Origin of the sequence: Arthrobacter sp. 08Y14, assembly GCF_002929455.1 — a bacterium.
In the GTDB taxonomy this organism is placed as follows: Bacteria; Actinomycetota; Actinomycetes; order Actinomycetales; family Micrococcaceae; genus Arthrobacter_B; species Arthrobacter_B sunyaminii.
Map to the genome: position 1 here is coordinate 638,626 of NZ_PJIX01000002.1, position 24,157 is coordinate 662,782.

23 protein-coding genes are annotated in these 24,157 nt (G+C 64.4%); 6 read left to right on the forward strand and 17 right to left on the reverse strand.

Annotation, left to right across the window (positions count from 1 at the left end):
- Nucleotides 1–28: 28 nt before the first annotated feature.
- The gene (locus tag CXR03_RS09545) at nt 29–1,336 is read right to left on the reverse strand and encodes an RNA polymerase sigma factor (protein WP_104103579.1); all 1,308 of its coding nucleotides are present in this window, start codon (nt 1,334–1,336) and stop codon (nt 29–31) included.
- On the reverse strand, nt 1,294–1,743 hold the full coding sequence (locus tag CXR03_RS09550) for a YciI family protein (protein ID WP_104104080.1): 450 nt from the start codon (nt 1,741–1,743) through the stop codon (nt 1,294–1,296). The genes CXR03_RS09545 and CXR03_RS09550 overlap by 43 nt, the downstream gene beginning before the upstream one ends.
- 840 nt (nt 1,744–2,583) lie before the next feature.
- On the opposite strand from CXR03_RS09550, the gene CXR03_RS09555 reads away from it, so the two are divergent.
- The gene (locus tag CXR03_RS09555) at nt 2,584–2,889 is read left to right on the forward strand and encodes a DUF4193 domain-containing protein (RefSeq protein ID WP_104054271.1); all 306 of its coding nucleotides are present in this window, start codon (nt 2,584–2,586) and stop codon (nt 2,887–2,889) included.
- An 87-nt stretch (nt 2,890–2,976) separates the two neighbouring features.
- Here the strand turns inward: CXR03_RS09555 and CXR03_RS09560 are convergent, their stop codons facing one another.
- A complete protein-coding gene (locus CXR03_RS09560) occupies nt 2,977–3,531 on the reverse strand; it encodes a heme-binding protein (protein WP_104103580.1) in 555 nt (184 codons plus the stop codon).
- 63 nt (nt 3,532–3,594) lie between these two features.
- On the opposite strand from CXR03_RS09560, the gene CXR03_RS09565 reads away from it, so the two are divergent.
- Nucleotides 3,595–4,218: a peptide deformylase gene (locus CXR03_RS09565; RefSeq protein ID WP_104103581.1), complete on the forward strand. Its 624-nt coding sequence runs from the start codon at nt 3,595–3,597 to the stop codon at nt 4,216–4,218.
- 6 nt (nt 4,219–4,224) lie between these two features.
- Here the strand turns inward: CXR03_RS09565 and CXR03_RS09570 are convergent, their stop codons facing one another.
- Nucleotides 4,225–6,291 (reverse strand): S9 family peptidase, encoded by a 2,067-nt coding sequence (locus CXR03_RS09570; RefSeq protein ID WP_104103583.1) that lies wholly within the window; start codon nt 6,289–6,291, stop codon nt 4,225–4,227.
- A gap of 74 nt (nt 6,292–6,365) precedes the next feature.
- Between CXR03_RS09570 and CXR03_RS09575 the strand changes: the two genes are divergently transcribed.
- From CXR03_RS09575 to CXR03_RS09590, 4 genes are all read left to right on the forward strand, one after another.
- Nucleotides 6,366–7,214: a putative RNA methyltransferase gene (locus tag CXR03_RS09575; protein WP_104103587.1), complete on the forward strand. Its 849-nt coding sequence runs from the start codon at nt 6,366–6,368 to the stop codon at nt 7,212–7,214.
- A 173-nt stretch (nt 7,215–7,387) separates the two neighbouring features.
- Entirely contained in the window at nt 7,388–7,912 is a 525-nt protein-coding gene (locus tag CXR03_RS09580) for an NfeD family protein (RefSeq protein WP_104103588.1), read from the forward strand.
- Between the two features lie 86 nt (nt 7,913–7,998).
- Entirely contained in the window at nt 7,999–9,042 is a 1,044-nt protein-coding gene (locus tag CXR03_RS09585; RefSeq protein ID WP_104103589.1) for an SPFH domain-containing protein, read from the forward strand.
- 287 nt (nt 9,043–9,329) lie between these two features.
- Nucleotides 9,330–9,683, forward strand: a complete 354-nt coding sequence (locus tag CXR03_RS09590) for an RNA polymerase-binding protein RbpA (RefSeq protein WP_104054264.1) — start codon at nt 9,330–9,332, stop codon at nt 9,681–9,683.
- Nucleotides 9,684–9,772: 89 nt separating this feature from the next.
- On the opposite strand, the gene CXR03_RS09595 is transcribed toward CXR03_RS09590, so the two are convergent.
- The 13 genes from CXR03_RS09595 to CXR03_RS09655 all read right to left on the reverse strand — a co-directional run bounded on the left by CXR03_RS09595 (nt 9,773) and on the right by CXR03_RS09655 (nt 24,103).
- Nucleotides 9,773–10,501, reverse strand: a complete 729-nt coding sequence (locus CXR03_RS09595; RefSeq protein WP_104103590.1) for a polyprenol monophosphomannose synthase — start codon at nt 10,499–10,501, stop codon at nt 9,773–9,775.
- Nucleotides 10,502–10,932: 431 nt separating this feature from the next.
- Entirely contained in the window at nt 10,933–12,576 is a 1,644-nt protein-coding gene (locus CXR03_RS09600) for an amidohydrolase (RefSeq protein WP_258073581.1), read from the reverse strand.
- A 107-nt stretch (nt 12,577–12,683) separates the two neighbouring features.
- Complete coding sequence (locus CXR03_RS09605) at nt 12,684–15,539, reverse strand: RNA helicase (protein WP_104103591.1); 2,856 nt, start codon at nt 15,537–15,539, stop codon at nt 12,684–12,686.
- 98 nt (nt 15,540–15,637) lie between these two features.
- The gene (gene tatC / locus CXR03_RS09610) at nt 15,638–16,465 is read right to left on the reverse strand and encodes a twin-arginine translocase subunit TatC (RefSeq protein WP_104054261.1); all 828 of its coding nucleotides are present in this window, start codon (nt 16,463–16,465) and stop codon (nt 15,638–15,640) included.
- Nucleotides 16,466–16,470: 5 nt separating this feature from the next.
- Nucleotides 16,471–16,782 carry a Sec-independent protein translocase subunit TatA gene (gene tatA, locus CXR03_RS09615; RefSeq protein ID WP_104103592.1) on the reverse strand — a complete coding sequence of 104 codons (312 nt, stop codon included), beginning with the start codon at nt 16,780–16,782 and terminating at the stop codon, nt 16,471–16,473.
- A gap of 32 nt (nt 16,783–16,814) precedes the next feature.
- The gene (locus CXR03_RS09620; RefSeq protein WP_104103593.1) at nt 16,815–17,153 is read right to left on the reverse strand and encodes a hypothetical protein; all 339 of its coding nucleotides are present in this window, start codon (nt 17,151–17,153) and stop codon (nt 16,815–16,817) included.
- Nucleotides 17,154–17,215: 62 nt separating this feature from the next.
- The gene (locus CXR03_RS09625; protein WP_146070478.1) at nt 17,216–19,249 is read right to left on the reverse strand and encodes a YafY family protein; all 2,034 of its coding nucleotides are present in this window, start codon (nt 19,247–19,249) and stop codon (nt 17,216–17,218) included.
- Between the two features lie 132 nt (nt 19,250–19,381).
- Complete coding sequence (locus CXR03_RS09630) at nt 19,382–19,777, reverse strand: FKBP-type peptidyl-prolyl cis-trans isomerase (protein ID WP_104054257.1); 396 nt, start codon at nt 19,775–19,777, stop codon at nt 19,382–19,384.
- Nucleotides 19,778–19,831: 54 nt separating this feature from the next.
- Nucleotides 19,832–20,809 carry an FKBP-type peptidyl-prolyl cis-trans isomerase gene (locus CXR03_RS09635; RefSeq protein WP_146070479.1) on the reverse strand — a complete coding sequence of 326 codons (978 nt, stop codon included), beginning with the start codon at nt 20,807–20,809 and terminating at the stop codon, nt 19,832–19,834.
- A 107-nt stretch (nt 20,810–20,916) separates the two neighbouring features.
- Nucleotides 20,917–22,278 (reverse strand): Pup--protein ligase, encoded by a 1,362-nt coding sequence (gene pafA, locus CXR03_RS09640; protein WP_104103596.1) that lies wholly within the window; start codon nt 22,276–22,278, stop codon nt 20,917–20,919.
- Nucleotides 22,278–23,069, reverse strand: coding sequence for a proteasome subunit alpha (gene prcA / locus CXR03_RS09645; protein WP_104103597.1), 792 nt, complete (start codon nt 23,067–23,069; stop codon nt 22,278–22,280). Before prcA ends, pafA begins: the two co-directional genes overlap by 1 nt.
- Nucleotides 23,070–23,071: 2 nt before the next feature.
- Nucleotides 23,072–23,896, reverse strand: a complete 825-nt coding sequence (gene prcB, locus CXR03_RS09650; protein ID WP_104103598.1) for a proteasome subunit beta — start codon at nt 23,894–23,896, stop codon at nt 23,072–23,074.
- A gap of 3 nt (nt 23,897–23,899) precedes the next feature.
- Complete coding sequence (locus CXR03_RS09655) at nt 23,900–24,103, reverse strand: ubiquitin-like protein Pup (protein ID WP_104103599.1); 204 nt, start codon at nt 24,101–24,103, stop codon at nt 23,900–23,902.
- Nucleotides 24,104–24,157 lie beyond the last annotated feature (54 nt).

Consider the following 24,157-nt stretch of genomic DNA (forward strand, 5'->3'; position numbering starts at 1 on the left):
TGGACTCAGGCAGGGGAGTGCCGGCCGTTCATTCTGCCGCCCGGCGCAACAGCAACTCCCGCTCCCGGGCATTCCCCGCTAACGCTGCGGAGGCCGCAAATTCGGCGCGGGCTTCATCCGGGCGCCCGAGCCGGACCAGCAGCTCGCCGCGCACACTGGGCAGCAAATGGGATCCCCTCAGTGCTCCCTGCGAGACGAGGCGGTCCACAATCGCCAGGGCGGTTGCCGGACCGGTCGCCATCGAGACCGCCACCGCCCGGTTCAATTCCACCACCGGGCTGGGCGCCAGCCGGCCGAGAGCCTCATACAGCAGCACAATCTGGTCCCAATCCGTGTCATCAATCCTCACCGCATCACAGTGGCACTGGGCGACGGCTGCCTGCAGCGCATAGTTTCCCCGTCCATGACCAAGCGCATCCGCGCATGCCAGCGCTTCGCGTCCGCGTTCAATCTGGCCGCGGTTCCAGCGGCTCCGATCCTGATCCGCCAGCAGGATCGGCGTACCGTCACCCCGGGTCCGGGCAGCAAACCGGGAGGCCTGGAACTCCATTAGTGCAACGAGCGCGTGCGCCTCCGACTCCCGCGGCACCAGCCGCGCCAGGACACGACCCAGCCGCAGCGCTTCGCCCGCCAGGTCCCGCCGTATCCATTGGTTGCCGGATGTTGCCGAGTACCCTTCGGTGAACATCAGGTAGATCACTTGAAGCACGCCGGCCAGCCTCGGCCCCCATTCGCGGGGCTCGGGAACCTCAAGCGGAACCTTGGCGGCCGCCAGAGTCCTTTTGGCCCGAACAATGCGCTGCTGCACCGTCGCCACAGGGACCACGAAGAGCCTGGCAATGTCCGTGGTGGACAACCCGCCCACCACACGAAGCGTCAAGGCAATCTGCGCCTCACGGGGGAGGACTGGATGGCAGGCGGAAAAGACCAGCCGGAGGACGTCGTCCGGGACCGGATCCCAGTCCACGACGACGTCGCCCTTCACTTCCTGCGCCAGCTGGCGGTACCGCGCGTTCAACCGTTCAGAACGCCGCCAGCTGTCGATAGCCCTGCGTTTGGCCACCGCTGTGAGCCAGGCAGCCGGATTCCGGGGCACGCCTGTTGCGGGCCACTGCTCGAGCGCATCCGCAACGGCTTCCTGCGCCATGTCTTCGGCAAAGCCGATGTCGCCGGTGACCCGTGCTAGGGCAGCGACAATCCGGGGGCCTTCGATGCGCCACAGCGCCTCGATACGGCGGGGGACCGCCGCCCTCAGGACGTCGTCCTGAACCACGGAGGATCTCGGTTCGGCGGCTACGCGTTCTCCGCGCGCAGTTTCGCCTCTTCTTCGCGCCATCCTTCTTCCTTTTGGATGTACTCGTTATCGGCGAACGCGGCGAAATCTTCAGCCTCAGTTACCCGGCGAACCTCCAGCTTGGAACCGGCACCCAGCGGGCATCGCCTCGCCCATTCGGCCGCTTCGTCTTTGGAGGACACCTGCAGGATCCAGAACCCGTTGAACAGCTCGTGGGTTTCACCGTAAGGGCCGTCGGTAACCAGCGGGGGATCCTCCGAGAAATCGACGACGAACGAGTTGTCCGGATCCTGTGCCACGTCGGCCAGGCCTTCTCCGGCGAGCAGGACCCCGGCGTTGATCATCGATTCGTTGTAGGCACCCATCCGGTTGATGACCTCCTCGAAGGGCAGATCCTTATAGGCTTCCTGTGCTGCGTCAGTGGAACGCATGATGAGCATGTATTTCACGGCTGACTCCTTCTTCATCATGAAGCCGCGGTGTGCGCCTTCTACTATGCCGTCGAACGGCACCCTGGGATATCGACGCCGGAAGAAAAGTTTCCGGAGCTTGCCGCAGCGTTTGCCGTCGACCGCTGCGCTGGGCTGAGTTGCAGCTGCGAAGGTACCGGCTCAGGCGGTGCGGGGGAGCTCCTTCTCAGCGTTACTTTACATAATGTAGATTATCGGCGTTACTTGAGAGTGGCCGGAGAGGGGCTGCAGACCAGTTTCCTGTATTCCTAAAAACGCACTATCTGCCCCCGTAGTCGAGACCTTCAGCTACGCCCCAGGCTCATCCTCGGAGTCGGCAACGGTCTTGAGCTCTCCAGTTCCTGCCCCGAATCTGCACATACGGGTCACTTCCTGCAGGACTGTTGCACCGCTCACCCGCACACCCGCTTGAGTTGACATAACGTGCCCCGACGAACTGCCTGCCGGTCCGGCACCCTGGATACTTGTTGACATAATGCCTCGAGCGGCAGCAGGCCGCCGGAAGCGCGCGTGACGCAGCTTGTCATAACACCCAAGACCGCCTGGACTGCCAGGTGCCGGATGACATAACTACGGCAAGGCTCCCAGTGCCGATCCCCTGCCGTTTCAGGTGAAGACCGGGTGAAACCCTGGAGCAAACGACGAAATCTACGCAGGCAGCACGGCGGTGATTGAGCAAAAAATAGGGTACAGGTCACTTCCCCCAGGGCGCCGTAGGCCCTATTATGACCGTTTTCATTCCCAGTTGGTGAAATCAACCCTCATCGCTATATGATCTACGCCTAACCCCCCCCCAAATTCAGGAGAAAAGCACAACACATGGCTACTGATTACGATGCTCCGCGCGTCAAGGAAGAAGACCGTCCAAGCGACTCCCTTGAAGGGCTGAAAGCACAGCAGCGCGGCGGCGCCATGACGGCCGTTCGCGACGTTGCTGACGAAACGGATGCCATCGACGGTTTCGAACTTCCCGGTGCGGATTTGTCCGGCGAAGAACTGCTCATCAAGGTTGTCCCGGCACAGGCTGACGAGTTCACCTGCATGTCCTGCTTCCTGGTACGCCACCGCTCACAGATCGCCAAGGAAAAGAACGGCGACAAGTACTGCGTGGACTGCGAAGGCTAAGTCTTCAGCCTCTGGCCCGGTTTGGAAGTCGACGGCGTTGCCGTGGCATCCAAACCGGGTATTTTTTTGCCCGCCGCGCCGCGTGTTTCACTCCACCGTTTGGACCACTTCGTTCCGGCGTAGGAACCACGGCCTGTACGGCGGGTCAAACAGGGCAAAGCGCGGCGGCCCCAGCGGAGTCAAACCCGCAGCGCTCACCGCCTCCCCCAATGCCGCGGCGTGGTCCAGATAGTTGCGTGACGTCCATCGGCCTGAAAACGAGGCTGCCGCTCCCCGGCTTTCCGGTATCGCGACAATGGTCACGGCGGGATCATCCGGGTCAGGGGCCGTATCAGTGGACAGGGTTTCCGGAAGCACAAAGGCCACGGTGTACGTCTCGTCCAGGGCCTGAGGATGCAATACCACCGGCGCGGTCATGGGAATCTTCACCGGCATCGGATAAATCGCGGGGTCCTGCGACGGGTCCGAAGGGTTGGACAGATTCTTCCCGCTGATGTAGCCGAACAGGTATCGGAACGCAGCGTTGCCCGCCGCTTCGATAGACGAATGGACTGTTACCTGTGCCACCAGGTGGGCTGGGTAGTTCCGCAGCTCGAAGCCGGGGAGAACCGCCAGGACCTGATATGGCTGCTGTTCTGTCATGGTGGCCCGAGCTTACCGGGGCATTGCCGCCGTGAGAATGGTGGAAGCAATTAGGATGGGGCGGTGCCCACAGAAACTTCACTCATCCGCGATCTTGTCCTGCCCCTGCTGGAAACGGATCTGCCGCCGATCGTACAGCTGGGCCATCCGGCCCTTCGACAGCCTGCGCTCCCCTACGACGGCCAGCTCGACGACGGTGAACTGGCTGCCTTCATTTCTCTGATGCGCCGGGTTATGCATGCTGCCCCCGGGGTGGGCCTCGCCGCCCCGCAGCTGGGCATCCCGCTGCAGGTTGCAGTACTGGAAGACACCTTCGAGGATCCCGAGCTCACCGATCTGCGTGAACGGCTTCCCCTGGCCTTCTTCACGATTATCAATCCGGCCTACCAACCGGCCGGGCCCGAAACCGTTGAGTTTTACGAGGGCTGCCTGTCCTTCAACGGCTACCAGGGCGTTGTTCCGCGGTACCGGTCCGTTTCCCTGCAATACACCGATACCGGCGGAACTTCCGTTGAACGCACCTTCCAGGGCTGGCAGGCACGGATTGTTCAGCATGAAACGGACCATCTGGGCGGCACGGTGTACGTCGACAAAGTCCTGACCCGCTCGTTGTGCAGCAACGCGGAATACCTGCGCCGCTGGGCCTCGCCCTCCATCGACGAGGCCCGGCGCGGGTTGGGTTTCTAGGAGCGTCTAGAGCCCGACGGCGTCCGCCGGTCCGGCCGGCTCCCCCGGGTTCCCCGGCGTCGGCAGCCACCGCGCCCACCAGCGCAGGATGTGCTCAAAACGCTGCCTCCGGTGCCAGGGAGTTCCTGCACGGGAGAGCTCGTGGTTCTCACCCGGAAACAGCAACAGTTCCGTGGCAACCCCGTGCTGCTTCAACGCCGTGTAATAACGCTGTGCCTGCTCCACCGGACAGCGCAAATCCTCTTCTGAATGGATGACCAGGGTGGGCGCCCGGACGTCTCCCACCCGGGCCATCGGGCTCTGTGCCAGGACTTTGGCAGGGTCCCCACCGGTGTAGGCGGCACTGAAGAACCATCCAATATCGGCAGAGCCGATGAAGGACAGCGGATCCAGGAACCCGCGTTCCACAATGGCGGCGGTGAACCTGTGGTCATTGGCGATGGTCCATGCGCTGAGGTAGCCGCCGTAGGATCCGCCCATCACTCCCAACCGTTCACTGTCCAGTTCCGGATGGTCCCGGAGCACCCCTTCCAGGAAGGACAGGACGTCATCCAAGTCCACGGTACCCATGGCTTCCTTGATCACCCGGCCGTGTTCCTGCCCGTACCCGGCCGATCCGCGCGGGTTGCACTGGACCACCGCGTAACCGGCGGCTGCGTAGGCCTGCGCTTCGTCGAAGTAGGCACAGTCAAACTGGGCGAACGGTCCGCCGTGGATATTAAGCAGCACCGGATGCGGGCCGGGGCCTTCGGGCAGGGCCACCCAGCCGTGTACCGGGTAACCGTCCCGGGACGGATGCGTCTGCTCCGCCAGAGGGGCCAGCCGCGTCTGCGAACGCAGCGGCACGGAGAAATCCGTCAGTGTCCGGAGCCCTCCCGTGTCCAGCCCTCCCGCGTCCAGCACGGCCGCGTCCCCCATGGTCCGCGCGTCGGCATAGCTGACGACGACGGCGCCTGCAGCTGCCGCTGCGCCCTGGATTACACGGGGACCGGTAACAAGCACCTCCTGTTCGCCTTGGGCATCAACCCGCAGCAGCTCCACGCTGCCCCGGGTTCGGTTGAAAACCAGAACCGCTGAACCCCCGGCGGGAACGATGCCGCCCTCCGCCAGGTCGATTGTCTCCGGCTCGGTGAGCCGGCGGGCAGGTGCCGAACCGTCCGACGGCATGACGTACAGCGAGGTGTTGCGGGCCACGAAATCAGTGCCGGACGCGGAAAGCTCCGAGGCCAGGAAGAACAGCCATTCACCGTCGTCGCTCGGTGTTGGGGACGTGGCACCCAGAGAGGCCGCACCGCCCGGATTGGTGAGGCGTTCCGGCTCTCCGCCGGACAGTTCGAGGGAGTAGACGTCGGATACCAGGTCCTCATCAGCGGTGTCATGAAGCGACGAGGTAAACAGAATGCGCTTGCCGTCCGCCGAGAAAACAGGTGCGGAAGTATCGGCGTCGGCGTTCGTGAGCTGCCGGGCAGCGGGGAACCGGCCGGCAGCGGCATTCTCGCCGAGGGATTCCTTCACCCGCCCCGCAGGCTCAATCCACGGCTCGGCATCCAGCGCCGGCACATCGAGCAGGAACGCCTGCATCCGTTTGTCCGCTGTGTAGCCGGCACCGTTAGCCCGGTATTTGAAGCTGCTGATAAGGCGCGGATCCTCCGCACCTGCGGCGATGCCGTCGACCGTTCCGTACCTGCCGTGAACGGGAACCCTTGAGGTGAACACCATCTGTGCGGAATTCGGGGAAAAACGGAACCAGGTCACGCCCATTTTGGCATCGGTAAGCTGCACAGGCTCACCTCCTGCCGCCGGAACCGCGAAGATCTGCGGCTTGCTCCCGGGGGCCGAACGCAGGAAAGCGAGCATATCCCCGTCGGGTGAAAACTGCGGCTGGGTGTCGGAAAAACCTCTGGTCAGGCGCCGCGGCGTGCCTCCGCCGCCCAGAGGCACAGACCAGAGTTGGCCCACGTAGGCATCGGCCGCGAAATCGGGTCTGGTGGCAGACACCACGGCGTGCGTGCCGTCCGGATGAATGGTAGGAGCAGAGACGGAGGTCAGGAGATCCAGATCACATGGTTTCACGCGCTTGAGCCTACTACCGATGCCGGTCCGGAACGTGACGGCAGCACGTCCCGGACCGCACCTAAGATAGAGGGATGCCTTCTGTAAAGCCTCCCCTGCTGCTGTGCCCGGTCTGCCGCGGGCCGCTGTCTTCTGCGGGGACGGACCAGGGACACAGCCTTACCTGTCCCGGCGGGCACCGCTACGACGCCGCACGCCAGGGCTACTTCAACCTGCTGACAGGCAGCGGCACAAAATTCGCTGCCGACACCGCAGAAATGGTGCAGGCGCGGGTGGATTTCCTTGCAGCCGCCCATTACCGCCCCATGGCGCAGGAATTAGCCCGAATGGTTGCGGATGCGGTTCCGGGTGCACGGACAGTCCTCGATGCCGGCGCCGGCACGGGCTACTACCTAGGCACTGTGAGCCAGGCCCTTCCCGGCACAGCTGCAGTGGCACTGGACATCTCAAAGTTCGCCCTTCGCCGTGCGGCCCGGGCGCTGCCGGCGGCCACCTGCCTTGTCTGGGACGTGTGGCGCCCTCTTCCGCTCGGTGACGCGTCAGTGGATGCGGTCCTTAATGTGTTTGCACCGCGCAATGTCCCGGAGTTCCGCCGCGTCCTGGCCGGGAACGGAATCCTGGCGGTTGTCACGCCGCAGCCGGAGCATCTGCAGGAAATTCGCAGTTTGGCCGGGATGCTGGACATCGGCGACGAGAAGGAGACCCGGGTAGCGGCGGCGGTGAAGGACCACTTCCGGGCGGAGCAGACCCGGCACTGCACATACTCCATGGACCTCAGCGCGGCGGACATTCGCAATGTGGCCCTCATGGGGCCTTCGGCCCGGCACCTGGACCGGGACTTGCTCAGGAACAATTTGGCGGAACTCCCGGAATCCATCCCGGTGACTGCTTCCTTCTCACTGCAACTGTTCCGCGCCGCCTGACACCCCCGTGGTGCGGCACTATGATGGCTGACACGGAAAGCGGCACCCAAACGTTATACCCATCAAACGGTGTCCACCGGACTTAATCCGGCCGCATCAGGCACAATGGGCAACACCGCCCGTACACTCCAACCGCCGCTGTACCGCATCCGGCGGAGCCGAAGGGGACTGACATGCAGGACGTATACCAATGGATGCTCGACTACGGCTGGGCCGTTTGGCTGGTACTTTTCCTGGCCCTGGCCGCCATTGAAACGCTGACGCTGGACCTGTTCTTCGCCATGCTGTCCGTGGGCGCCCTTGCCGCCATGATGACAGCCGTATTTGGTGCGCCCCTGTTCCTGCAGGTGGTGGTTTTCTGCATTGTGGCGCTGCTGATGATCGTCCTTGTCCGGCCCATAGCGCTGAAACATCTGGAACGCGGCCCCAAGGACCGGCGGTCCAACATCGACCGGCTCATCGGCGAGCCCGCGGTCACCCTTGAAACCGTGTCCGGGTCCGCAGGGACGGTCAAGATCGGCGGCGACATCTGGACAGCCCGCACTCCGGACGGTTCCAGCCTCACTGCCGGCGCACCGGCGCTGGTGACCCGCATTGACGGAGCCACCGCCGTCGTCGTGGCTGCTCCCGGCGGTGCACATGCCACCGACACCAGTTCCGACGGGGAATCAACAGAAGACCCCGGAGTCCAGCGCTAAGGCACAACCAAAGATTCCGGCGGCAGATGCCGCCAACAGAAAACCAGGCCTGCCCGTACGGGCAGGCCAAAACCTGAAGGGGGAATATGAGTTCCGGAGCAACCGGCCTCATCATCATTCTGGCTGTCCTGATAATTTTTGTCCTGGTCATCCTGGTGAAATCGGTCAAGATCATTCCGCAGGCACGCGCCGGCGTTGTTGAACGGCTGGGAAAGTACCAGCGGACGCTAAACCCGGGCCTAACCATCCTCATTCCGTTCGTGGACCGGCTGCTGCCGCTGCTGGACCTCCGCGAACAGGTCGTCTCCTTCCCGCCGCAGCAGGTAATCACTGAAGACAGCCTGGTGGTGTCCATTGACACCGTCGTCTACTTCCAGGTCACCGATCCGCGCGCCGCCACCTACGAGATTGCCAACTACATCCACGCTGTCGAGCAGCTCACCACCACGACGCTGCGCAACGTCGTCGGCGGCCTGAACCTGGAAGAGGCGCTGACCTCGCGTGACCGCATCAACGGCCAGCTGCGCGGCGTCCTCGACGAGGCGACCGGCCGCTGGGGCATCCGTGTTTCCCGTGTTGAGCTCAAAGCCATTGAACCGCCCCTGTCGATCCAGGACTCCATGGAAAAGCAGATGCGCGCCGAGCGTGAACGCCGTGCCACCATTCTGACGGCCGAAGGTACCAAGCAGGCACAGATCCTGAACGCGGAAGGCCGCCGGCAGGCCGCCATCCTTGCCGCCGAAGGTGATGCCAAGGCTGATATCCTCCGGGCCGACGGTGAATCACAGGCTATCGCCAAGGTTTTCGAGGCCATCCATAAGGGGAACCCGGACCAGAAGCTCCTGGCCTACCAGTACCTGCAGACTCTGCCGAAGCTTGCTGAGGGAACCTCCAACAAGATGTGGATCATTCCCAGCGAGCTGGGTGAAGCGCTCAAGGGCGTGGGCAGTGCCCTGGGTAATTATGTGCCGGACAGCTTCTCTGCCAACGGCTCGTCGAACGGCACCTCGAACGGCACCGGACACACTGCTCCCGCCGGTGAGGGCACGGCAGCGGCCAAGACGGCTCCGGTCACTGCAACCTCTCCGACCTCTCCCACCCTCGCCGACTCCCCCGACGCCGCTCTCTAACCGGACGGTTACGGCAAAGCGCCGGCGCCCGGTATAATTGGTTGTTTGCCGGGGTCTTCCCTTTGGCCCGCCCCTGGAGACACCCCGCGGACAACGTGACGGAACATTCCGCACGCCATCCGCGTTGACTCCAGTGGGCCGCCTTCGGGACGGCACATCGGTTCGAACGCTCCGAACGCGTCCAAGCCGGCGTGCGGCACAAACTTTTGACGGTACCGGGGCGGAACGGTACCAACAGCACTACAGATGGATCCTCCGGGATCCTTCGGACTGAAGAGGGAGAAAAGATGAGCGATCGCAGCCTGCGGGGTATGCGCCTTGGCGCGCAGAGCATGGAGACTGAATCCGGCGTAGAGCCGGCTCCCCGCCAGCGGGTGGAATACCGCTGCGAGGACGGCGAACGGGTATTCGTGACGTTCGCCGCCGAGGCCGACGTTCCCCCGGTGTGGGTATCCAAGACCGGTAAGGAAGCCCTCCTGGTAGACGGCGAGAAGCCGGACACCAGCAATGACAAGCCGGTGCGCACCCACTGGGACATGCTGCTGGAACGGCGCAGCATTGAGGAACTGGAAACGATTCTCCAGGATCGTCTGACCATCCTTCGGGAGCGGCGCGGAGAGCGCACTTCAGCCTCGAAGTAAGGTCACCGGCCCGCTGGTGCGGACCTAACAGAAGAGGGAGGGCGGTTGCCGTACGGCAACCGCCCTCCCTCTTCTGTTAACAGCCGGTCCTAGCCGCGGCGCGTCAGCTTGTTCCAGCGGGCGCCGAGGCCCCACTTCGTGACATTGGCGATGGCTTCAAAGACGATGTTGCCGCTCATCTTGGAAGCACCGAATTCTCGCTCCACAAACGTAATCGGAACTTCCTGGATCCGAAGTCCCAGCTGGGCGACACGGAAGGTCATGTCCACCTGGAAGCCGTAGCCCACGGACTCCACGGCGCTGAGGTCCAGCTTTTCCAGCGTGGTTCGTCGGAAAGCCCGGAAACCTGCCGTGATGTCGCGGACTCCGATTCCCAGCATGAGGCGCGAATAGGTGCTTCCTCCCCGGGACAGGATCTTGCGGTGCAGGGGCCAGTTGACGACGGAGCCGCCCGGCACCCAGCGTGAACCGATCACCAGGTCAGCACCGCTTTCCGCGGCAGCCAGCAGCAACGGCAGCTGCTCGGGCTTATGCGATCCGTCGGCGTCCATTTCAACGAGGATGTCGTAGTCCCGCTCCAGACCCCACCGGAAGCCGGCGATGTACGCGGCGCCGAGCCCTTCTTTGCCCTTCCGGTGCAGAACGTGCACCTGGGGGTCCTTGGCGGCAATCTCGTCCGCATAGGCGCCGGTGCCGTCGGGGCTGTTATCGTCCGCGATCAGCACATCCGAATCCGGCACCGCCAGCCGCAGCCGCTGAAGCGTCTTGGGAAGCGATTCGATTTCGTTGTAGGTCGGGATGATGGTCAGGACGCGCACTCAGGTTGCCTTTCATTGGGGACAGGCCGCGAAGAACGCAGCCACTGGGGTTCTTACCCCGACAAGACTTCCCAGTATATGGGTCCCGCGTGCCCAGCCATTGCAAATGCCGGTGCAGTGCCGGTCACATACCCTGCCCCGGTGCACGCAGAGGGGCAGCCTCATCCGCCTTCGGGCCAGAACCGGCCGAGGCCGGAACTGTTTTCTACTGACGGCTGAAACTGCCCCTGATGCGCACTCTGTACCTGCAGTGCTCAACACTTCGCACGCATTATTTTGCGCGCACGGCGGGTTCAGTTTCCCGAGGGCCCGCCGCGATTCCCCTAGCCTACGTGTTGTCACGAATGTGTCAACAAGCCTCTGACTAGGGCTCTTACTTGTTAGTGCAGGTCACGCGGGCGAGCCGCCGAGTCGTTTGCGGCTGGCAGATCCTAAAAACCTACTGACCGGTAGAGTTCTGTGCCGTTGTGCACGGTCAGCAGGCAGCGCGGCTGGTGAGCTGTATCCAGGGCCGGCAGCAGCGGGGTTCCCGCTCGCGGATCAGTGCTCCACGCCGCACCCTTGCCTTCAGGGGTCTGGACCATCAATTCTTCAACCTCCCACACGGCATAGGAGGCGGGGGCGCCCGGTGCCAGCTGCCCCAGCATGAAATTCCCCGATCCTGCGGCACGCCATCCCGCCCGGGTGTGACCGATGAAGGCGGCACGTGAGGAAATGCGTTCCGCTGCATTGGAATGGAAAACTGCAGCCCGGACAGCAGCCCAGGGATCCAGCGGCATAACCGGACCGTCGGAGCCCAGGGCGACCAGCACGCCGGCAGAGAGCAGGGACGCAAACCGGTTCATGGAGCTGCTGCGCTCCCCCAGCCGCTGCTCATAGAGTCCGCCGTCGCTGCCCCAAGCGGCATCGAATCCCGGCTGCATGCTGGCAATGACACCGTAGCGGACCATCTCGGCGATCGCGGCGTCGTCGGCCATCTCCACATGCTCCAACCGGTGGTGGGACGCGCGGATCCGCTCCTCCCCCACAGCTTCCGCGGCGATTCGGAGCCCCGCAAGGACCGTGTCCAGGCCGGCGTCTCCGATAACGTGAAAACCACCCTGCAATCCTGCCCGGGTTGCCAGCTCCAAATGGCGTCCGGCCTGTTCAGCGGTCAGGTACAGGGTGCCGCTGGTCTCGGGGGCATCCGTGTAGGGAGTCCGCAGCGCTGCTGTCCGGGCGCCGATGGAGCCGTCCATGTTCAGGTCTCCGGCGAGTCCGCGGAGCCTGCCTTCGAACGGTGCCGTGACCTCGGCCAATTCTGACTCGGACTGGACGAGCTGCCCCCAGTAAGGCAGCACCTCGGGCAGCGGGCCGGCACCGAGCGACCCGTCCAACCCCATCAACTGGCGCAGGTCTTCCACCGGAGAAATATGCGGGGCTGCCATCTCGGTGACGGCGATGATGCCCCGCGCGGCGGCATGCTTCAGCGCAGCCTGCTGGTAGCGGGAGCGCTGGACGAGATCCAGGGAACGGGACGCGGTCCGGGCCAGGGTGTGCGCTGCACGCACCACAAAGCCGTTGTCCCACCCGTCGTGAGCGGCCAGGTTCAGCGCGGCTGCGAGGGTTCCGGAAACCACGGCACAGTGCACATCCGTGCGTGCAAGGTACACGGGGCGTGACCCCGAAGCGGCATCAAGTTCGGCGGCTGTGGGAACTCTGCGTTCGGGCCAGGACGACTCGTCCCATCCGTAACCCACGATCAGCCCTTCAGTGCCGGCAGCCGCCCGGGCCACCAGGTCCAGGAGCTCGGTGAGCGACGCTGCGTTCGTCAGGTCAAGTGAAGAGAGCGCTGCGCCGGTTTCGGTGATGTGCGCATGTGCGTCCACGAAGCCCGGCGTGATCAGTGCGCCGCCCAGATCAACCACGTCCATGCGGCTGTCCTGCAGTGAGGCGGCGGCCTGCTCGGATCCAACCCAGGCCACAGTGTCCCCTTCCACCAGCATTGCTGTGGCAAACGGGTCCGCGGCACTGTAGACGGATCCGTTGCGGTACAACGTCAGCTTCGGGCTGCTGGGGGCGGGATTGGCATTCAAGGACTTACCTGTTTTCTGTAGTGCTGGACTATTCTGCCTCACACCGGCAACGGACGCGGTTGAGGAGGGGTGCCCGCCGGGGAAGCCGGCGGGCGGGAGGATCGGGTTTACTCGCTGACCGCCGAATAGGCGACCACGCCGCGGCGGATCAGCCCGATGGCGTCAATGCAGCGCCGGCGCAGGCCTGCGGGCAGGTCCGGCACCTTGGCCATTTGGTCGAGCAGGTCAATCACCTGTTTGGTCCACCGGACAAAGTCTCCGGCAGCAAGTTCGGTGCCGTTCAGGGCCAGCTGAAGGTGCTTTCCCTTGGCCCACTTGTACATGGGCCACACCAGGCCGAGGTCCGGCTCACCGGTTTGGGGCAGCCGTTCGGACTCTTCCAGGTCGGTCAGCTGGGACCACTGGCGAACGATGACATCCATGGCAACCTCGAGAGAAATGCTGGGCAGCTTCGGACGCAGCCCCCGCTCTTCCCGCTTTGCCTGGTACACCAGTGCGGTGGCCAGTGCTGCCAGCTCGGCAGCGTCGACGTCGTTAAAGGCCCCGTTTTGCAGCGACAGGGCTATCAGCAGGTCCTTCTCGCCGTAGATGCGGCGCAGTTTCTGCCCGTTCGGGGTCACCACCACGCGCCCGGTTTCGTCCGGAGCCACATATCCGTACCGGCCCAGCACATCGCACACACGGTCAAAGGTCTTGGCGATGGTGTTGGTGCGGCCGCGGATCTGGCCCACCAAGTTGTCCGTTTCGCGGCGCAGTTTCCACCAGCGTTCGGCCCAGCGTGCATGGTTCTCCCGGTCGCTGCAGCCGTGGCAGGGATGTGCCCGCATTTTCCGGCGCAGCTCGGTGATGGCCTGCTCCTGCCGGCTGGCGCCGCCAACGTGGAGGGCTCCGCCGCGCTTGGTGGAAGCCCGCGGCGGACGGTGCTCGTGCAGGGCGTTGCGGACCGAGGATGCCAGGTCCCGGCGGTCCTTCGTCACCCGTGAGTTGAAGGATTTGGGAATTCGGATGTGTGACACCGTTTCCACCGCGCCTTCCAGTTCCTGCGCGGTGATTCGGCGGACCTGCTTGTCCTCGGTCAGGACCGTGGTTCGCGCCTCGCGGCCCGGTGAGGATTCCTGCGGCAGCACCACGGCGTAGCCGGAGTTCCGGCCGCCGGGAATCAGAATGACGTCGCCCGGCACCAGCCCGTCCAGGGATGCTGCCACCGCGGAGCGGCGGTCGCGGGCCCGTGTCTTTGAGGCCTGTGTCTCGAGGTCGGACAGTTCCCGGCGCAGGGCTGCGTACTCCGTGAAGTCGCCCAGGTGGCAGGTCATGGCCTTTTCATATCCGGCCAGGGATTCCTCCCGGGAGCGGACCTGCTTGGCCAGTCCCACCACGGAGCGGTCGGCCTGGAACTGGGCGAAGGAAGATTCCAGGATTTCCCGGGACCGCTCCCGCCCGAACTGCGCCATCAGGTTGATACTCATGTTGTAGGTGGGGCGGAAGCTGGAGTTCAGCGGGTAGGTCCGACGGGAGGCCAGGCCTGCGACGGCGGCCGGATCGGTACCGGGCTGCCACAGCACCACGGCGTGGCCTTCGACGTCGATGCCGCGGCGGCCGGCACGTCCCGTGAGCTGGGTGTACTCCCCCGCCGTGATGTCCACATGGGCTTCGCCGTTGAACTTGTCCAGCTTTTCCAAGACAACGGTGCGGGCCGGCATGTTGATGCCGAGGGCAAGGGTTTCAGTGGCAAAGACCGCCCGGACCAGCCCGGCGGTGAACAGTCGTTCCACCACCTCCTTGAAGGTGGGCAGCATGCCGGCGTGGTGGGCGGCAAATCCGCGGATCAGGCCTTCCCGCCACGTCCAGAATCCCAGGACTTCCAAGTCATCCTCGGGGATGTCCTGGCTGGCTTCGTCCACGATGCGTGCAATGGCGGCCCGTTCCGGCTCGCTGGTCAGCCAAAGACCGGAATCGACGCACTGGCGCACTGCACCTTCGCAGCCGTTGCGGGAAAAGATGAAGGTGATGGCCGGAAGCAGTCCGCGTTTGTCCAGCTGGGAAATCACCGCGGGACGGGAAGCCTTCGGAATCCTGCTGATGGGCGGACCGGAGCGGCCGCGCCGGGACGCGTCGCGGTGGCCGTTGCGTGAGGAACCGCGCGAGCCTCCCCAGTGTCCGCCGTGGCCGCGCTGGTTGATCCGGGATTCGGCGCGGGCGAGCTCCAGCAGTTCGGGGTTCACCCGGTAGCGTTCCTGGACGCCGGCGGGCTGCTCCGGTTCCGCAGCCTCGTCGAAGGAGACATCGGCTTCGAAGAGGTCCATGATGTCCCGGCCCACCATGACGTGCTGCCACAGCGGAACGGGCCGGTGTTCGGAGACCACGACGTCGGTGTCCCCCCGGACAGTGTCCAGCCACGCGCCGAATTCCTCGGCGTTCGAGACCGTGGCGCTCAGCGAAACCAGCTGCACGTCCGAACTGAGGTGGATGATGACCTCTTCCCACACCGCGCCGCGGAACCTGTCGGCCAGGTAGTGCACCTCATCCATCACCACATAGCCCAGCTCATCCAGTGTGGACGAATTGGAGTACAGCATGTTGCGCAGGACCTCGGTGGTCATAACGACGACGTCGGCATCGGGATTGATGCTGGTGTCCCCGGTAAGCAGTCCCACGCGCTCGGATCCGTAGGATGCGGACAGCTCGAGGTATTTCTGGTTGCTCAGGGCCTTGATCGGGGTGGTGTAAAACGCCTTCAGCCCGCGTTCAAGGGCCATGTAGACGGCGAACTCCCCCACCACGGTTTTTCCGGCGCCGGTCGGTGCGGCAACCAGGACACCGCGGCCGGATTCGACGGACCGGCAGGCCTCTGATTGGAAGGGATCAAGGTCAAAGCCAAGCTGCTGCTCGAAGACGGCCAAACGGGTCTTGGAGTGCTCGGAACGTTCTTTCGCGGCCAGGTACCGCTCCGACGGGGAAGTCATGTTTCCAGACTAGACTCTGCACGGCCGCTGCGGCGCCATAGGGCTCCTGCTCCGCCTTGGGCTGAAATCGCTTGCCTGCTTTTCCCGGCTGAGCCGTGCTAGAGGTTTTCCAGCGGTGTTGCTGTGTCGACGGAGGCGCTGACGGCCGCCTCGCGGGCAGCGTTCCTTTTGGCACGGCGCTTGTCATTGATGAGGCAGATCCCAACGGCCAGCCCAAAGAGCAGCAACAGCGGGGCAGCCATGTAGAACATCGTGAGGGCGTCGCCGCCCGGAGCCGCCATGGCAGCGAAGACGCAGATCAGGAAGATGGTGATCCGCCAGTACTTGACGATGAGCTTGCCGGGCAGGATGCCTGTCATGTTCAGGCCCACCAGCACCACGGGAATGAGGAATGCAATGCCAAACGCCAGCAGGAGCCGAAGCACGAAAGCCAGGTAGACGCTGGCTGTGATCACGTTTGCGCTGCCCTCGGGGGTGAAGCCGGTCAGCACCTCGATGGCACTGGGCAGAAGAATCCAGGCCAGCGCCACGCCGCCCAGGAACAGGGGTACGGACGCAGCCATGAAGCCCAGCGCCATGCGGCGTTCCTTGGTCTTCAGTCCCGGCGTAATGAACGCCCACAGCTGGTAAAGCCATACCGGGCAGGACATCAGCAGCCCGAGGAAGACGGATACCTGGATCATCTGGTCGAAGGGTGTTGCCACCCCTTCGAAGTTGATCGTGGCAAACCGCCCGTCTTCGTTGCCTACGTCCAGGACCGGCCGGGTGAGCGCGTTGAACGCCGGCATGTACAGGAAGAAACCTGCCACTGTGCCCAGGACCACGGCGATGCCGGATTTGAACAGGCGGTTGCGGGCCTCACGCAGATGGTCCTTGAGGGCCATCCGCCCTTCCGGGTTGGCTTTGCGCCCTTTGGTCAGCGCCACGGCCGTTACAGGCTGGTGGGCGGATTACCCGCGGGGCGGTGCTCGGTTCCCGGATTGGCGGGGGTGCCGGGGGCTGCCGGCGGAACCGGATTCGCGGGAGTGCCGGTGGCCGAGGGATTGTTGACGATGCGGCCCTCAACCGGTTCTTCAGGGGTGGCGCCCGGCTTGCTTTCATCCTGCATTTGCCGGACCTCGGACTTGAAGATGCGCAGCGACTGTCCCATGCTGCGGGCAAGGCCGGGCAGCTTGGGTGCGCCGAAGAGCAGGAGGGCCAGAATAACCAGAATTACTATATGCCAGCCTTGAATGCCGTTCATGCCGGTGTCCTTTCGTTTTGAGACAGTTTACGTCAGAGGTCTGGGAAGTCCCGCAGGGCGCGGGGCTGCCCGTTGGCGAGGCGACGGGCAACCCGGCGCTCCCGGCGCCGGGTCCTCCGCGACTCTTTTCCTTCTTCGTAGCGGGCCTTGGCACGGATGGGATCATCGAAGATGCCAAGTTCCTGCTCCGGCGTTCCCGCCACGGGCACCACGGCTGCGGGCGCTGTAACCCCCAGTGCCGAGACGGCGCCCTCCGCTTCACGCAGCGTGGCCATCAGTTTGCGGAAAATCCGCCAGCCAACCAGGGCGTAAAACGCTGCAGCGGCGACGATCAGCGCCGCCCATATCAAAATCCAGGACCACCAAGGCATAGTTCCAGCATAGTGCCGGAAACCCCAAGCCCCGCATTCCCGGCCCCCACGTCGCCCACGGGCTACCTCCCCTGCAGGTCCGCCCCGTAATTCTCCAGAGCCTCCCGCAGCCACCCGGCGGTTTCGCTGCGCAGGTCCTGAGGTGCGGCAACAGCCACGCTGCCTCCCTGCCGGGCGATGAACCCCGGGATCCACCGGGTATTGCCCACCCGCAGTTCCACGGCACTGCGGCCGCGGGGCAAATCGGCGCGCCGGACGGCGTCGTACGCGCTTTCCACCCAACTGGCGGAAGGCCCGGTGACCAGGGTGACCAGGACGTCTTCCGCTCCCGGCCGGAAAAGGCCGGACGGAAAGGCTGCGTCGGCAGCCGGAGCCTGCCAGGACGCCGGACCGCTGTCGGTTACCCGGTGGATCCGGTCCACCCGGAAGTTCCGTACGCCTTCGGATCGATGGCACCACGCCTCCAGATACCAGAGATCGTTCACGGAGAAGAGCCGGCGCGGATCCACGGTGCGGTCCGTTACCTCGTCCCGGCTGGGCACAAGGTACCGCAGGTCCAGCTGCCGGTGGCCGGCAATGGCCTGCTGCAGGGTGTTCAGGACCGCTGCGCTGCGGTCAGGCTCGGCCAGGCGCGCGGCGACGGTGCTGCCGGCCTGTGCGGACTCCCCAGCTGCAACGCTCAGTTTTTCCAGGGCGCTGGCCAGCGCCGGGGACTCACCGACGCCGGGCAGGGCGGCCAGCGTTTCCAGCCCCACCATCAGCGCCGCCGCTTCATCCATGCCCAGGCGGACCGGTTCGGACAGGTCGTCGGCATTGTCGATGAAAATGGAGCCGTTTTCGAAGTTCACGTCCATGAGGCCGTTGGGGTAGTGGCGCGGTCCGCTCACGAAGAGAAGGTTCAGGTCGGTGGCCAGCTGTGCCGGGCTGACGCCAAAGCGGCGTGCGGTGTCCTCCAGGTCCGCGCCCTGATTCCCCAGCACGTAGGGCACCAGATCCAGCAGACGGGTCAGATGGCTCTGTGCGGCCGTTGAACTGGCCGCCGGCGCGGGAGCGCGCCGGGCCAGGGTGAACGCAGGAACGGGTTTGGTCTGTGCTTCCAGTGCCAGACGAAGCAGTTCAGCAACAGCTGAACGGAATTCGGGCGGGTGGACGGCAACGGCTCGGGCTCCCAGAGCCGCTGTGTCAGCCGCCAGTGCATCCAGGTCGGGGACAGTCAGCGTCAGTTCTTCCCAGCCGGTCTGCTCCGCAGGTGCCGGTTCCGCGCCGGCCCGCAGGCGCAGTTCCGCTGCCGCTCCCTCCCGGACCCGGATCACAGCCGTAACCGGTGCAAAAACCGAGTCCAGCGAGGCCAGGGACGCGTCAATGCTGAAGCTTTCGGGAACCTGATAACTGCCTTCGCCGAGCGTAACCGGTGCGCTCATGCGGGAGAGCCGAAAGAACCGCTCAGCTTTCCGGTCCAGGTCCCATCCCACGACGTACCAGTGGCCAAACCGGCTGCCCATCCCCCACGGCTGCAGATGGCGCACAGTGCTGCGTCGCCGGACGGGTTTTGTCGGGGCATCGCCGGCACTGCGGATGCGGTCCGCGGGGCGGTAGCCAAACGATATGGGCGTACGGGTGACGGTGGCTTTCCAGACCGTCTCAAAATGCGGATCGTTGGTACGGATCCGGGGCTGCAGCACGCTGGCGGCAGCATCTTCGGCCTCCACTCCGCGGGCCTGGAGCTTGCGCAGGGCCCGTGCCGCCGCCGATCCCAGGGAGGCCTGCTCCCACATGCCGGCGGCCAGGGCAAGGACCGCTGATTCTTCAGGTGTGAAACGTACGCCGGGGAGACGGTACTGATCAGCACGTATGCGGTAGCGGCGGACGGAATTGTCCTGGTCGTAGAGCGTTTCCTCGCTGTAGGACTCCACGGGGATGCCCTGCTCCCGCAGGAAGGCCTTGTCCCGGTCGAAGAGTTTTTCACGGGCAGCGGTGGACGGCGCTTCGCTGTACAGCTCAATCTCTTCGAAAAGTTCGTGCTTCGTGAAGCCCCGGCGGGTGGACAGCAGGGCAATCACGAGGTTAAGGAGGCGTTCGGTTCTGTTGGCGGACACGGAAGCCAATCTACCGCGCTCCGCCGGACGATGCGGACCGCACAGGGTTCCGGATGCAGAAGTGCGGGAACCAAAAAGGCGGACCGGCAGCTGCAGTGCAGCTGCCGGCCCGCCTTGAGACGGGGTTCCGGATTAGCGGACGCCCAGCAGGTCAACCACGAAGATCAGGGACTCTCCGGGTGCCACGGCCGAACCGGCGCCGCGGTCTCCGTACGCCATGGAGGCGGGGATTTCCAACCGGCGGCGGCCGCCGACCTTCATGCCCAGCAGGCCCTGGTCCCAGCCCTGGATGACCTGGCCGACTCCTACCTTGAAGTCCAGCGGGGTGCCGCGGTTCCACGAGGCGTCGAATTCCTCACCCGTGGAAAAGGCAACTCCCACGTAGTGGGTGGAGACGGTGTCTCCGGCCTTGGCCTCGCGGCCGTCGCCCACCACGATGTCTTCGATCAGGAGATCAGTGGGTGCCTCGTGGTCCGGAAAATCAATTTCCGGCTTCTGGCGGTCGTATTCACGCTTTCCAAATGACATGGTGCTCCTCGCTGCGGCGGTTTCCCGCGTTGATGCTGTGTTCAGCTACTAACGCTACTTGACTTCCTCGATGTCCACGACAAACACCAGCGGGCCGGACGGGCCGTTCTGGGCCGGATCGCCGTAGGCGAGCTCTGTCGGGATGACCAGCAGCACCTTGGCGCCGGCCTTCTGGCCGGACAGTCCGTAGGTCCAGCCGGAAATAACGCCGTCCAGCGGGAATTCAATTGCCTCGCCCTGCTCGTAGCTGGAATCGAAGGTCTCGCCGTCGCGGAGGCCAACACCCAGGTAATTGGCCTTGACGGTGCTGGTTTCGGTCAGGGCAGCGCCCTCGCCTTCTTCGAGCACCTTCACGATGAGCTTTTCAGGTTCCACGGCGTCCTCGGGGATCTCCACGGCGGGAACGCCGTCGTCGCCGAAGGTCACCTTGGGGAGCTTGCCATCCCCTTCAAGGGCAGCAACTTCATCCTGGCTCATCAGGAGCGTGCCGTCCGCGTTGCGGGCGGCTGCCTCGTCCTTGTCCAGCATCGGAACGGTGTCCTGGGTGCTCAGGACATTGAGCACCATCACCTGTGTGGGCTGCTCCTCTGCGTCCTCGGCACCGCTGGCCTGGGCCTGGGCGTCAGGGAAGGCGTAGGCAATCTGGGAGCCAACCTTGGCCCCCAGAAGGACCTCGTAGAGCACCGGGTCCTGTTCCTTCAGCATGTCATTGACCGGCAGCGCGGAGGCCGCCTGTGCGTAGGTGTCCCCCAGCACGCTCGCATCTTCGGCGTTCAGCGCCACAAACTTGAAGGTGATGCTCTGGCCGTCGGCTACTTCCTCGCCGTCACCGGTGTGAACAACCTTGGCGGCACTTTCGGTGATGTCCAGTGGAGCATCGAACTCCACTTCGGGAACCGTCTCCGCGTCTTCGACCTTGACCTTCACGGAGTCAAACACTCCGGCCTGTCCGGCGGATTTTTGCTCTTCCTCTGTGCCGCAGGCGGACAGGAAAAGCAGGGCGGACAAACTTACGGCTAGTACTTTTCGCACACTACTTCTTTCAGTGGTGGACAGATGGGGCCCGCGATTTTTCCGGCGGAGCCGGATTTGGGCGCGGACAGTCGAGATAAGACTAACGTTTCTCCCTGTGCGCTGCCTTAGAGCGTGGCCAGGAGGGCTTCCACCCGCTCATCCACTGCTGCGAACGGATCCTTGCACAGGACCGTCTGCTGCGCCCGGTCATTCAGCTTCAAATGCACCCAGTCGACCGTGAAGTCACGGTTGGCAGCCTTGGCCCGGCGGACAAAATCACCGCGCAGCTTGGCCCGTGTGCTCTGGGGCGGAATATCCACGGCTTCCTTGATGTCGCTGTCCTCCACCACCCGTGCCGTTTCCCCGCGGGACTGAAGGAGATAGAAGAGTCCGCGGCGCCGGGAAATGTCATGGTAGGTCAGGTCCAGCTGCGCCAGCCGCGAAGAGGACAGCTCCAGCGAATCGCGTTCCGCGTACCGGTCGACAAGCTTCTTCTTGATGGCCCAGTCAATTTCCGTGTCAATACCGGAGGTGTCCTGTGACTCAATGGCATCCAGGGTCCGTTCCCACAGATCCAGCACCCGGGGGACGTGGCGGTTGTGGGCCCCGTTGGCCGCCACGAAGTCCTGTGCCTTGGCCAGAAAAATGCGCTGCAGCTCAAGGGCGGTCATGGTTGACCCGTTGGCGAGCTTCAGCGGCAGTGAACCGGTCAGGTCGTGGGATATCTCCCGGATGCTGCGGATGGGATTTTCCAGGCGTAAATCGCGCATCACCGTCCCCGCTTCGATGACGCGGAGCATGAGGTCCACGGAACCGACCTTCAGCAGCGTAGTGGTCTCGGACATGTTGGAATCCCCAGCGATAACGTGCAGCCTGCGGTAATGCTCGGCGTCGGCGTGCGGTTCGTCGCGGGTGTTGATGATGGGACGGGACCGGGTGGTGGCGGAGGACACGCCCTCCCAAATGTGGTCCGCGCGCTGGGAGAAGGCATACAGGGACCCGGATTGCGTCTTGAGCACCTTGCCCGCGCCGACCAGCAGCTGCCGGGTGACCAGGAACGGGATGAGAATGTCCGCCAGGCGGGAAAATTCCAGGCGCCGCGGAATCAGGTAATTCTCGTGGCTTCCGTAGGAGTTCCCCGCAGAGTCAGTGTTGTTCTTGAACAGGTAGACGCTGCCGTTGAACCCCTCGGCCCGCAGCCGGTCCTCTGCCTCTTCGACGAGGTCGTCCAGAATCAACTCACCGGCCCGGTCATGCGCCACGAGCTGGGCGAGGTCATCGCATTCAGCGGTGGCGTACTCCGGATGGGACCCGACGTCGAGGTAGAGCCGCGAACCGTTGGTCAGGAATACGTTGGAGGACCGTCCCCAGCTGACTACTTTCCGGAACAGATAACGTGCCACTTCCTCGGGTGAGAGCGGACGGGAGTCAGGACCCGAGTAGGCAATTCCAAACTCGGTTTCAATCCCAAAGATCCTGCGGTCCATCAGTCTCCCTCCGGGCCGGACAGCAAACGGTCCAGCTCTACGGTGTTGATTCTCCGGAATGCCCGGACCGTTCCCCGTGAGGACAGCGGATTGCGGTCCAGGACCGCCACTTCCAGCAGCCCAGCCCCGAGGCGCTCCGGGGCAGCTCCGGCGTCGGCAGCACTGCCGGGGTTTCCGTAACCGGAGGATCCGTTGGCGTTGCCCGGGGGCTCCGCAGAGCCGCGGGTGGCGGAGAGGGCACCAACGGCCGTGCGGATGGCGTCGGGAAAACCGGTGTCCTGGTTCCAGGACCGGGCCAGGGCCTCATTGACGACGTCGGCCTGACCGCCCATGACCACGTAGTTGCTTTCATCGGCTATCGAGCCGTCGAACGTCAGCCGGTACAGGTGGTCCTGGTACGGTTCGGCACCCACTTCGGCCACAGCCAGTTCCACTTCGAACGGCTTTCCTTCCGTCGTGAAGACGGATCCCAGGCTCTGCGCATAGACGCTGGCGAGGCCCCGGGCCGAAACGTCATCGCGCGAGTAGGAGTAGCCGCGTACATCGGCGTAGCGGACACCGGCCTGGCGCAGGCTCTCAAACTCGTTGTATTTGCCGACTGCGGCGAACCCGATCCGATCGTAGATTTCCCCGAGTTTGTGCAGCGACGGCGAGGGGTTCTCCGCGACCAGCGCGATGCCGTCACGGCAGGTCAGCACCACCACGGAGCGTCCCCTGGCGATGCCTTTGCGGGCAAAGTCCGCCCGGTCCTTCATCAGTTGTTCGGGAGATACATAGAACTGCTGTGTCATGGTCAGCCCTCCAATCCTGCTGCGGACCGGCGGCTAACCAGTTCCTGGGCCGTTATGTGCAGTTCCCGTTCCGGGATTTCCCTGGCACCGGCGCTGTTGACCACGTACACCACGGGCCACAGCTGCCGCACGAGGTCCGGGCCGCCGGTGGCGGAGTCGTCGTCGGCCGCGTCATAGAGGGCTTCCACTGCCACGGACACCGCCTGCTCCTCGTCCAGCCCCGGCTTCCAGAGCTTCTTGAGTGCTCCGCGCGCAAACACCGATCCTGAACCCACGCTGTGGTGTTCGTACTCCTCGTAGCGCCCGCCCGTGACATCGTAGGAAAAGAGCCGGCCTAGGTGGCGTTCGGTGTCATAACCTGCAAACAGCGGCACCACCGCAAGCCCCTGAAGCGCCAGGGGCAGGTTGGAGCGCACCATGGCCGCGAGCCGGTTGGACTTGCCGTCCAGGCTCATGGGCGTTCCTTCGATTTTGTCGTAGTGCTCCAGTTCCACTTGGAACAGCCGGATCATGTCGATGGCCAGTCCGGCCGTTCCGGCAATGCCGACCACTGAGTAGTTGTCCGCCGGAAAAACCTTCTTGATGTGTCGGCTGGCAATCATGTTTCCCATGGTTGCCCGCCGGTCGCCGGCCATCAGCACCCCGCCCGCATAGGTCAGGGCCACAATGGTGGTGGCCTGCGGTGCGGCCGCTGACGTTGACGCTGCAGAAGCCGGGCCCAGCCGGCGGGATGACGGCAGAAGCTCAGGGTGGTGGCGGGCGAGATGATCGCTGAAGGACGGCGGCGCCGCCCCGTGAACCGCTGACGCGGGGTCCTGAGGGGTCATCCGCTACTGTCCGCCCTTCTGGATGAAGCCACGGACAAATTCCTCGGCATTGTTTTCCAACACACCGTCAATCTCGTCCAGAAGGTCGTCGACGCCTTCGGTCTGCGCTGACGCGCCCGCTTCCGGGACGGCTTCGGGAGGAGGCGTCTCTTCCAGTTCCTCTTCCCCGGTGCGTCCTTCGGTGTTCCTGCGGTCCTGGGCTGCCATGATGCCTGCCTTCCTTGGCCGGAGTCCGGCCCTGTGACGGGTCCTGACAATCGG